Origin of the sequence: Fischerella sp. PCC 9605, assembly GCF_000517105.1 — a bacterium.
GTDB lineage: Bacteria > Cyanobacteriota > Cyanobacteriia > Cyanobacteriales > Nostocaceae > PCC9605.
This window is the reverse complement of the sequence record NZ_KI912148.1, coordinates 76,645-88,820: the sequence shown is the minus strand read 5'-3', so window position 1 is coordinate 88,820 and position 12,176 is coordinate 76,645. Positions and strand designations below refer to the sequence as shown.

At 44.2% G+C, this 12,176-nt stretch carries 4 protein-coding genes; all 4 read right to left on the bottom strand.

The features are described from left to right. The 4 genes from FIS9605_RS0102755 to FIS9605_RS0102740 all read right to left on the bottom strand — a co-directional run bounded on the left by FIS9605_RS0102755 (position 1) and on the right by FIS9605_RS0102740 (position 11,892). Complete coding sequence (locus FIS9605_RS0102755) at positions 1 to 2,685, bottom strand: two-partner secretion domain-containing protein (RefSeq protein WP_026731215.1); 2,685 nt, start codon at positions 2,683 to 2,685, stop codon at positions 1 to 3. Positions 2,686 to 2,762: 77 nt separating this feature from the next. Further along, a complete protein-coding gene (locus tag FIS9605_RS0102750) occupies positions 2,763 to 6,119 on the bottom strand; it encodes a two-partner secretion domain-containing protein (RefSeq protein WP_026731214.1) in 3,357 nt (1,118 codons plus the stop codon). Between the two features lie 75 nt (positions 6,120 to 6,194). After that, positions 6,195 to 8,621, bottom strand: coding sequence for a two-partner secretion domain-containing protein (locus FIS9605_RS36095; protein ID WP_051469916.1), 2,427 nt, complete (start codon positions 8,619 to 8,621; stop codon positions 6,195 to 6,197). Between the two features lie 67 nt (positions 8,622 to 8,688). Next, positions 8,689 to 11,892 (bottom strand): two-partner secretion domain-containing protein, encoded by a 3,204-nt coding sequence (locus tag FIS9605_RS0102740; protein WP_051469915.1) that lies wholly within the window; start codon positions 11,890 to 11,892, stop codon positions 8,689 to 8,691. Positions 11,893 to 12,176: the final 284 nt, after the last annotated feature.

Genomic DNA, 12,176 nt, shown 5'->3' with positions numbered 1-12,176 from the left:
TCAAAAAGGTGCAGGGCAAACTGCATTTTTTCTGGAAGAAGCGCGTTGAGTCAGATTGGTAGCAGTGGGGTCATAGGCAACAAGCACTACCTCACCTTTTTTGTTCAACACCCATCCTTGAGCGGGGATAATTTGTTTGGAAGTAGTATAAGTTATCGGTTGGTTGATTGTTGCACTTTGGGAATTGCTTGTACTGGTGGTAGGCTCTACCAAATCAACGCGAACATTGTCAGTTTTCAAACTTTGATTGGGACTAGTTGGTAAACCGCCACGTCCAGTGATAACGAAGGTACTACTGATACCTCGTTGACAAGGATTTTCGGCAATGCGATCGCTCGGATCTGTTACAGTCTCAGGGAATTCCACTAATCCTTTACTGGGATCTATTTCGGGTGTAATTAGCGTTACTTTTCCAGATGCAACAATATCACTCTGTGGAGTAAGTTGATCCCGAAACTGAATGCCAAAGATTCCTTGTGCATTAACTTGCACATTACTGCCAACACTACGTCCAAAGCCTGTTGCAACAATGTCACTATTTTCTGAGGGGAAAGCGACTAAGAATGGAGTATTAATATTGATATTACCGTCCTGTCCAACGCTTCCAGGAGTACCACTAATTGCCGATATTAGGCTGTTACGGCGTAAGCGTAGCAAGTTGTCCGTTTGTAGACTAATGTTTCCACCTTTACCGGAGGCAGATTCTGCCGTAAGTTTCCCTTGATCGTACAGATTGATCTCAGAAGCTCTTACCTGGATATTACCTGCATTTCCGTCTTCTCTACTACTTACCGTTGCTTCTGCCTGATTTTGGACATCAAATTGTCTAGCTAAAACTCTGAGGTTTCCACCATTTCCCTTTCCTAGGGTAGCAGCACTAATTTGAGCGCCGTTGGTTAGGGATATTGAACTAGCTGTAAGATTAACGTTACCACCATTGCCTCTGCCTGCTTCTTCCACACTGCTGAAGACACCACTGGCAAATCCACTGCTCGCCAACCCATCAAAGGAGACTTTGAGAGCAGTCAGATTTATATTCCCCGCATCTCCCTGTCCATAGGTAGCAGCACTAATTTGAGCGCCGTTGGTTAGGGATATTGAACTAGCTGTAAGATTAACGTTACCACCATTGCCTCTGCCTGCTTCTTCCACACTGCTGAAGACACCACTGGCAAATCCACTGCTCGCCAACCCATCAAAGGAGACTTTGAGAGCAGTCAGATTTACATTCCCCGCATCCCCCAGTCCGTAGGTAGCAGCGCTAACTTGAGCACCGTTGGTTAGAAAGAGTGAACCTGCTGTGAAATTGATGTTACCTCCTTTGCCGATGGCTCCTTCTCCCACTATGCTGGTGGCTCCACTAGGAAATCCTGTGTTTCCTGACCCATCAAAGGAGACTACATCACGGGCATAAAAATTTATATTCCCTGCATTTCCCTGCCCAAAGGTACCAGCGAACAGGAAAGCACCATTGATGAAGGAAAGTGAATTAGTCGTAATTGTTATATCGCCTCCATTGCCCACGCCTGTAGGCTGCACGCTGCTGAAGACACCACTGGCTCCATTTGCTCCCACTCCACTAAAGCTAACTGTATCTTGGGCATTAATATTGATACTACCTGCATTCCCCCGTCCAAAGATTCTAGAAGCTATTCGAGATCCATCAATCACAAACAGCGACCTTGTTAGAATATTGATACTGCCTGCATCTCCTTCTTCAATTGCATCAGAGACAATAAAACTGGAGGAGTTACCTTCTCCCTTGAGTGTCACATTTTCTGTTGCATTAATTACAATGTCACCTGCTTGAGTGCTTGGTGCTCCAAAACCCGTTCCAATACCAGCAACAAGATAACTTCCTGAAAGCTCTAGATTTCGAGCATTAATAGCAATATTGCCCCCTTCTCCACCAGTTACATCAACAATAGCGCCATTAGTAAGCAATACGTTTGCTCTTGTTACTTCCTGAGGAACACTCAAGCTGCCATCTGCATTTAACCTAACTGTTCCGGCTTGTGCCAATCCTCCCAACTCAACTCGTCCTCCTGGTGCTACTACTAACCCACTGTTGAAATTAACGTCACCGCCCACTAGTGCTAAGGATTTTCCTGGCTGCACCCCAAGACCAAAAGAATTGGCATTGTTGATAATACTTCCAGGAATATCCCGAAATCGCAAACCAATGGGAATATTCACGGTTAACAGTGGCGGTGCTTGCGGATTAGTGGCACTAAACTCAAAATTATTGTCAAAGACAAGACTGTCAGCTGTAGTTGCAAAAAATGAACCACCGAGATTCAATCGGGCATTTGATCCAAAGTAAATCCCTTTTGGATTGATTAAGAAGAGATTTGCGTTACCTAAGACACCGAGTGTACCGAGAATATTTGAGGGATTACCACCTGTGACTCGTGTGAGAATATTCGCAATCCCATTAGGATTGGAAAAATAAGCTCCTCTATTTTCACCGACATTGAATTCTTGGAAACTGTGGAATAGATTCAAGCCACGAGTAGCGCCGCCTGAGATGCGATCGCTGGGAATATCATTAATGACATCACCAGTGACAACAGAACTTTCGGCACCAAGACTGTTGTCTGGCGTGATTTGCGCCCTTGCAGTAGAAAGAGGTGCAAGACTGCTTAAAGTTGCTATGGTTAAGGAGATATAAAACAGCGATCGCATATGATTGATGTACAGTAATACCCTGTTTTTCTCTGTTTTTTATTAAACACCTCCTGAAATTGGAAAATTTATAACTTTTAAAAAGGGGCAAGGCAAGCAGCGGTTTTTCCTAAACTGCGTTGCGTCAGATTAGTAGCAGTGGGATCGTAGGCAACAAGCACTACCTCATCTTTGTTGTTCAACACCCATCCTTGTGCAGGGACAATCCGTTTGGCACTAGGACTAGTTATGCTGAGGTTAATATTTGCACCTTGGGAACTGCTTGTACTGGTGGTAGGCTCTACCAAATCAACGAGAATGTTGTCATTGCTGAGAATTTGATTGGGACTACTTGGCAAACCGCCACGTCCAGTAATGATAAATTCACTACCAACCCCTTTTTGGCAAGGATTTTCGGCAATGCGATCGCTCGGATCTGTAACATTCTCTGGTAATTCTGTTAATCCTTGGCTGGGGTCAATATCTGGGGTGTTGAGGGTGACAGTACCAGATATACCGAATTCCGAACTAGCGGTAATATCACTCAATGATGTAGGGCGATCGCGTGGTTCAATGCCAAAGATAGCCTCTGCTTGGATATCGACTCTACCCCCACTACCAGTAAATGCGTTTGCTGTGATATCGCTATTTTCCTTGGGGAAAGCTACGAGAAAGCCAGTGTTAATATTGACATTGCCGCCATCGCCGCCACCTTGCTCTCTGCCAGCAGTGGCAGATATTTGACTGTTACGACGCAGTAACAATAAATCTTTAATATCTAATTTTATATTACCGCCTGCGGCCCTACCGCTTTCAGCAGTGATTGTTCCCCTATCCAGGGTAAGATTATCAGCTTCAAGCGTTATATTACCAGCCTCTCCCGTACCAGCACTGGTTGCTGTGACAGTTCCAGCATCTTTGATTGTGACTTGTTTGGGGTCGATGAAAATGCTACCGCCTTTTCCTGTGGAACCTTCAAATGTGTTGGCAAAGATACCGCTGGCAAATTCCCCATTAAAGCCAGAAATAGTCATATCTTCTGTAACTTTAAATGTTATTGTCCCAGCGTTACCAGTACTGCGAGTTGCTGTAACTACTCGTCCACCATTGAGTGCTTCAAAGTTTCTCGCATTAATGAAAATATTGCCGCCATCACTAGCATTGGAAGTAGTAGCATTGATAACTGCACCGTCTGTAATTCTCAGGTTATCAGTTTGAACAGAAATATCTCCTGCTGAACCTGATGTTCCTGTTTGTGTGAGAGCAAATAATCCACTGGAAGAACCATTAGCACTAACTCCAGAAAGGATGATGCGATCAGAAGCATTAATTGTAATGTTTCCAGCTTCTCCCCGACCAGCAGGAATGATATTCCCCCGATTATCTCTTGTTTGCCCAAAAATCAAAGAATTAATCTGAGAGCCATTTCTTAAAGAAAGTGAATTAGTCCTGATATTAATGTCACCGCCTTTTCCTTCACCTCCTGCTCTCACACCACTATTCAAGATGCTATTGTCGTTGAGTTGAATATCACGGGCATTAATGGTTATATCACCTGCATTTCCCTTTCCTTCGGTAAAGGAAGTTATAAATCCTCGATCTTTAATGGAGAGCAATCCTGTGGAGATACTAATATTACCTCCCTCGCCCGTAGTTGTAGATTCTATGCTCTCGACAGTGGTACTAATTTGACTGGGAACAGTCAGATTAATATCACCAGCGCTAGGGCCTTGACCTTCAAGAATTACAGAGTCACGAGCATCAATAATAATATTGCCTGCGTTCCCTATATTCTCTGAATCCGCAAGTAATGCTGAAGCATCGTTAAGTATCAGAGAACCAGTCGTTATTTTTATGTCCCCCCCATTGCCCACACCAGTTTTCTCGGTGACTTCGCTAATAATAATGGAGTTTATTAAAGAAACTTGGTCTTGAGCGTTTATAACGATATTTCCTGGATTTCCTCTTCCTTGAGTAGTGCTAACTAATTGAGCGCGATTAGTAATGAAAAGAGAGCCTGTGCTGATATCAATACCGGCAGTATTTCCCTTACCATTTTCTTCTACATCAGTGAAGATACCGCTAGGAAATCTGCCCTGTCTGCGTCCATCAAAAGAAGCAGTATCACGAGTTACAATTTTTACTTTTCCTGAATTTCCCTCTCCTCCTCCATTTATACCGGATTGTATTTGACCACCATTGGTGACAAATAGTGAACCTGTTGTGATATTTATCTCCCCACTGTTACCAACAGCACCACGCCCTACATTATTGGATATAAAACTTCCGCTATTTCCACCATCCAAGGAGACAGTATCACTAGTATTTATATTTACTGTGCCTGCATTTCCCTGTCCAAAGGTGCTGGAACTTATTCTTCCACCATTTGTTAAAGACAATGATCTAGCCTGGATATTGATGTTGCCACCGTTACCAACTGCATTAGCATTCACCCGATTGTTAATATCGCTGAATGGATCGGCGATCGTGATATTTTCCAAAGCATTCAGCGTGATGTCTCCTGCTTGACTTCCCACAGAACCAAAATCTGATGCTAGTCCGCCACAAGCCCCATCTGCGCCAATCCCAGCACAAATGTCACTACCACCGAGGATATTGATATTCCCAGCATTAATCGCAATACTTCCTCCCCCTCCACTGGTAACATCCACTTCCGATGCATTAATAGATACATCTGCTCGTTCCACTCCATCGGGAAAACTTAAACTGCCATCATTATTTATTCCCACTGTTCCCGCAGCTTGTAATCCTCCTAACTCAATTCGTCCTCCAGGTGCTCTTAGTCTCTGACCATTTAAGTTAATCTCACCGCCTACTAGCGCCAAAGTTTTTTGTGGCTGAACTTCAAGAAGAGTAGGCGATTCAGGTGTTGGATTTTCCTGATTATCCCCGATGGTAATACTCCCCGGATTATCCCGAAATCGCAAGCCAATGGGAATATTTACGGTTAAAAGTGGCGGTGTTTGTGGGTTGGTGGCGCTAAATTCAAAATTGTTATCAAATACGAGACTATCGGCTGTACTCGCTAAAAATGAACCTTTCAAATCTAAACGGGCATTTGGCCCGAAGAAAATTCCTTTGGGATTAATCAAGAACAGATTGGCGTCACCTAAGACACCGAGTCTACCGAGAATGTTAGAAGGATTAGCGCCTGTGACGCGAGTGAGAATGTTAGTAATGCCAGCCGGATTGGAAAAATAAGCTCCTCTATTTTCACCAACATTGAATTCCTGAAAACTGTGAAAAAGATTTGAGTTGCGAATCGCACCACCTTCTATGCGATCGCTGGGAATATCATTGATGACATCGCCAGTGACAACAGAACTTTCGGCACCAAGACTGTTGTCTGGTGTGATTTGTGCTGTAGCAGTAGAAAGAGGTGCAAGACTGCTTAAAGTTGTTATGGTTAAGGTGATAAAAAAGAGCGATCGCATATGATTGATATACAGTAGTACCCTGTTCCTCTGTTTTTGATTAAACACCTCCTGAAATTGGAAAATTTATAACTTTTAAAAAGGGGCAGGGCAAGCAGCTATTTTTCCCAAACTGCGTTGAGTCAGATTGGTAGCAGTGGGATCGTAGGCAACAAGCACTACCTCGCCTTTGTTGTTCAACACCCATCCTTGAGCAGGAACAATCCGTTTGGCAGTTGTAGAAGCGATCGGCTGATTAATAGTTGCACTTTGGGAACTGCTTGTACTGGTAGCAGGTTCTACTAAGTCAACACGAGCGTTGTTATGGCTGAGGTTTTGATTGGGATTAGCAGGCAAACCGCCACGTCCGGTGATAGTAAATTCACTACCAACCCCTATTTGACAGGGGTTTTGAGCGATTTGCTCTGTTGGGTCTGCGACATTCTCCGGTAATTCTGTTAATCCTTGGCTGGGGTCAACATCTGGGGTGTTGATTGTAACAGTACCGCTCAAAGATGGATTTTGTTGGGAAATGGCAGTGATGTCATTGGTAAGTAGATTTATTGGATCTAATTCATCGGGATTGGTCGTATTCAAAAGTCGTTCAAGGTCTTGTCGACTGCGTGGCACTAGCCCAAAAATACCATTAGATTTGATATCCACCCTGCCTCCCTGACCCGTGCCAGCATTAGCTGTGATATCGCTGTTTTGCGAGGGTCTGGCAATTATAAAACCTCGGTAATTCGTGAGATTGTTGATAAAAATATTGCCACCATTACCATCTACTGCGGAGGCAGAGATAATGCTTTCTCCACCCATGAGCAAGTAATCTTGCACATCCAAGTAGATATCACCGCCATTTCCTGAGTTGGCTGTGGCTGCGATGCCTTTTCTCTTCTTCAAGCCATTCTCCAGCACCAAACCATTTTCCAAGCGGATAGAGCGAGATGTAACTCGGAGTTCGCCAGCATCTCCATCACCTTTACCGCTCACAGTTATTTCAGCCCCATCACGAATTAATAATCGTGGAGTTTCTAGAATGATAGTGCCGCCATCACCTGAAGAGATATCAGTTAAACTAGATATGGCACTGCCTTCTCCAATCAGTTCCGTTGACTCGGAAGCTTTCACTTTTAAAGTGGCTGCTTCTCCCTCGCCTAATGTGCCAGTGATTAACGCTCCCCCATCTTCAATCTTCAATTGTTGTGTTTCTAGAGTTAATTGGGCACCTGAACCCGTGCTGTCTGCCTGCAAAATAGTACCTATAGCGGTGGGAACAGTAAAATCTTTAACCTCACCTTCTGAGGATATGCCTGTTATTACTACATCGCCTTTGATTTCTACAGATTCAGACGCATTAATTATTACGTTACCTGCACTACCTACACCAAACGTATCAGCACCTGTCTGCGATCCACCCTGAGCGATTAACCGCCCAGTTTGGATAATTAAATCACTACCACTACCCGTGCCATTTGGGTAGACGGCACTATATATAGTACTGGGAACTGAATTATTGGTTGAGATTCCTGTTACTTCCAACGTATCAGAAGCATTGATACTGAGGGTTCCTCCTGGTTGCGAACCTGTAAAAGCAAAAATAGCAGAACCATCTGTAACTTTAATATTTCTGCCCCGTACTTGGATCTCTCCAGCAGCAGCGTCGCTACTGGTATCTATTGATGCCTTTTTGGATAGGGAGATATCTTGGAAGGAAGGAACACCTGCGTATCCCAACTGCCAGCCTTTGGCTACGGGAGTGATACTCACTAAACTGGAACTACCGACACTACCAACTTCAATCCTGCCACCGTCTGCAATTAGATTTCCCCCTTCCAGCGTCACGTTACCCCCCACAAGGGCAAGTGTTTTACCGGGTTGCACTGCCAGGTCTTCAGGGGTTGGACCTTCTTTAAACTCTAAAAATTCAGGATCGAACTGGAGATTGTTACCCGGCCCTTGAACGCTAATTGCTCCTGGCTTATCCCGAAATCGCAAGCCAATGGGAATATTTATAGTTAACTGTGGTGGTGCTTGTGGGTTAGTAGCGCTAAATTCAAAATTATTGTCAAATACCAGACTGTCGGCTGTAGTTGCCAAAAATGAACCGCCCAAATTCAAACGGGCTTTTTGTCCAAAGAAAATCCCGTTTGGATTAATTAGGAAGAGATTTGCTTTGCCTACAACACCATTGCTATCTATAACACCGAGTGTACCGAGGATGTTTGAGAGATTAGCGCCTGTGACACGAGTGAGAATGTTAGCAATCCCGGCCGGATTGGAAAAATAAGCTCCTCTGCCTTCACCGACATTGAATTCTTGGAAACTGTGGAATAAATTCGAGCCACGAGTAGCACCACCTTCTATGCGATCGCTGGGAATATCATTGATGACATCGCCAGTGACAACAGAACTTTCGGCACCAAGACTGTTGTCTGGTGTGATTTGTGCTGTAGCAGTAGAAAGAGGTGCAAGACTGCTTAAAGTTGTTATGGTTAAGGTGATAAAAAAGAGCGATCGCATATTAGTAATACCCTGTTTTTCTCTGTTTTTGATTAAACACCTACTGAAATTGGAAAACTTATAACTTTTAAAAAGGGGCAGGGCAAGCAGCGGTTTTTTCCAAACTGCGTTGAGTCAGATTGGTAGCAGTGGGGTCATAGGCTGTAAGTACTACCTCACCTTTGTCATTCAACACCCAGCCTTGAGCAGGAACAATTTGTTTGGCAGTAGGACGGATCTTTGGCTGATTGATAGTTGCACTCTGAGCATTACTTCTAGTGGTAGCAGGCTCAACCAAATCAACACGAGCATTGTTATTGTTGAGAGTTTGATTGGGATTAGAGGGTAAACCGCCACGTCCGGTGATGACAAAGGTACTACCAACACCTCGTTGACAGGGATTTTGGGCTATCTTGTCGCTTGCATCTGCGACATTCTCTGGTAGTTCGGTTAATCCTTGGCTAGGATCGACATCTAAGGTATTAAGAGTCACAGTACCGCTCAAAGATGGATTTTGTTGTGAAATGGCAGTGATGTCATTTGTTAGTAGCTTACTAGGATCTAATTGAGCGGGATCTGTTGTGTTCAAAAGTTGCTGTAGCTCTGTCCGGCTGCGTGGTACAAACCCATAAATGCCGTAAGAGTTGATCGTCACCTGGCCTCCCTGACCCCTAAAAGCATTGGCGGTGATATCGCTGTTTTCTGAGGGTGTGGCAATTACAAAACCTCGGTAATTCGGGAGGTTATTAATAAAAATATTACCTCCATTACCACCAGTCAGAGCAGTACCAGCGGAGGTAGAAATAGTACTGTTACGGCGCATTAACAAGTAGTCTCGGACGTTAAGAGTAATGTTGCCACCATTACCCGATGTGGTTGTAGCTGTAAGGCTGCCTTGATTGTCTAGTTTGATAGAGCGAGCTGTAATTTCCAGGTTTCCTGCCTGTCCCGAGCCTTCGCTCCTTACGGTTACTGTACCCTTATCCCTGACAATCAACTTGCCAGTATTAATCCTCAAGCTTCCCCCATTACCTGTGCTTTGTGGCGTTGCCGCAGCACTGATTTCACTCGTGAACTTACCGTTTTGTGATGTCCCATAAACTTCTACTTCATCGGCACGAATTTGCAGTATACCTGCATTGCCTTCACCTTCAGTAGTAGTTGATACCCTAGCTCCATCTCTGACTCGCAATCTATTTGTTTCAATAGTTACAGTTCCGCCATTGCCTCTGGGTAAAACCCGAGCTTCATCTTCATCTGCTCGGACACCAGCAAATATACCTGTAGAAGCTTCAGATACATCTATATCAACGGCACGAATCAATAAATTGCCAGCATTGCCTTGACCGAAGGTAGCTACCTGCACTCTAGCACCATCACTGACACTTAAGTACGGTGTTTCGATGACTATGTTCCCACCGTTACCTTCACCTGTTGGGTTCACTTGAGCAAACAAACCAGCGGAATTGACAATTTCCCGTCCAGATCTTCTTGTCACAACCTTTCCACTTACTTCTACTGATTCGGAAGCACGAACTGTGAGATTGCCTGCATTTCCCTTGCCAAAAGCCGTAGTCGAGACTTGTGCGTTTCTAACAACCAACTTTTTCGTCTTGATGTTTAAGTCTCCCCCATCTCCTGTGGCTCTTTCGAGAGTGTTAGCAACCAAAAAACTTGCTCCTCCAGGTCTTGCCGTACCTACAACTTCTACTAATTCACTGGCATCTATGAGTATATTGCCAGCATCTCCCTCACTAAAAGTACTCGTTGACACATAAGAACCATCTCTGATGCTTAGGCGTCCGGTTTCAATAGTCAAGTTGCCTCCAGTTCCTTTAGCCCGAGGCTCAACTGTAGTAAACAAGCCATTTACATACCGACCTCGTCCGCCCATTTCCACAGACTCAGAGGCACGAATGGTCAGATTTCCCGCATTCCCTTCGCCAAAAGTACCAGTAAAAATTTGTGCACCATTTTTGACACTCAATCGTTGAGTCTTAATAGTCAAGTCTCCAGCATTTCCTCTGCCTCTGGGACGGACTTGGGAAGTTAATAAAGTTATGTCCTGTCCTTCTCCATTCAGTTCTACTGAGTCAGAGGCATTAATAGTCAAATTTCCTGCATTCCCTTGACCAGTTGTTAAAGTTACTATTTGCGAACCATCACTGATGTTTAACTGTCCAGTTTCAATAGTTATGTTTCCGGAATTACCTACAGCCCCAGAACCCACAAAGTTAGAAATCAAGCTATTATTTGTAACTGTTGTTTGTCCGGTAGCATTCACGGTAATATCCCCCGCCTGACTACCAACTGACCCAGAACCTGGGCTTATGCCCGCATACAAAGCACTTCCTCCCAAAAGTTCTAAATTTCGGGCGTTAACAGCGATACTCCCTCCTCCACCAGCAGTTACATCAACGAAAGACTCATTGGCAAGGGATACATCTGCTCTTTTTATACCATTAGGAAAACTCAAGCTGCCATCCGGATTTAACCCAACCGTTCCTGCAACTGCCAGTCCTCCTAACTCTACTCTTCCTCCTGGTGCTTTAATTCCACTGCCATCTAAGCGCACGTTACCGCCTACTAGTGCCAAGTTCTTCCCTGAGGGAACCTGAAGCCCAACAAGATTGCCGTTGATATCCTTTGCTATGGATTGATTGGTGATATTGACCGGATTATCCCGAAATCGCAAACCAATGGGAATATTTATAGTTAACGCTGGCGGTGCTTGCGGGTTGCTGGCACTAAATTCAAACCCATTGTCAAATATAAAACTGTCGGCTGTGGTTGCAAAAAATGAACCAACATCTAAGCGGGCATTTTTTCCAAATAAAATTCCTGCCGGATTAAGTAAAAATAGGTTGGCACTGCCTTGAGTTTTAAGCAAACCATCAATATTAGATAGAGAACCACCCGTGACTCGGCTAATCACATTTTGCACATCGCTAGGATTTTGGAAAACTGCCGAACCATTATTAGGGACGGAAAATCGGCTAAAGCTGTGAAAAAGGTTGACCCCAGTTCTATTGCCATTCTCAATCGTGAAATTTGAGCCATCAGGGCTGCTAACAGTGGTAGATAAACTTCCATCAGCAGCAATTGAGGGAAGTTGAGCTCTTGCAGATTTGATCGCTGTCAGACTACCTAAAATAGCTATGGATAAAGTGATGAAAAACAGTGATCGCCATACTTTGACAAAAGCCTGTTGGCGATATATGCGCGATCGCTTGTTATTTGTTAGGTAATTATTATCTAAATTCCAAATATATTCTGAGTTTTTTAGTAGCATATAAGACACTATTTTTCTAATGATTCGGGCAATTTATACATCTTGACAAGGTGCTAAGCCACAGGTTTTTTAGAAGCTCGTTTGGTATTGCTAGCACTGGAGTCGTAAGCAACAAGAACAATCTCACCTTTGTTGTTCAACACCCATCCTTGAACAGGGACAATTAGTTAACCCCTGACTCAGCAATTCGTGCCCTCTCCCCCCTCCCCTCTCCCAAATTGGGAGAGGGGAGGGGGGTGAGGGAAGTACTATCTTTGGCTGCAACCTAGTATCAGGTCTACATT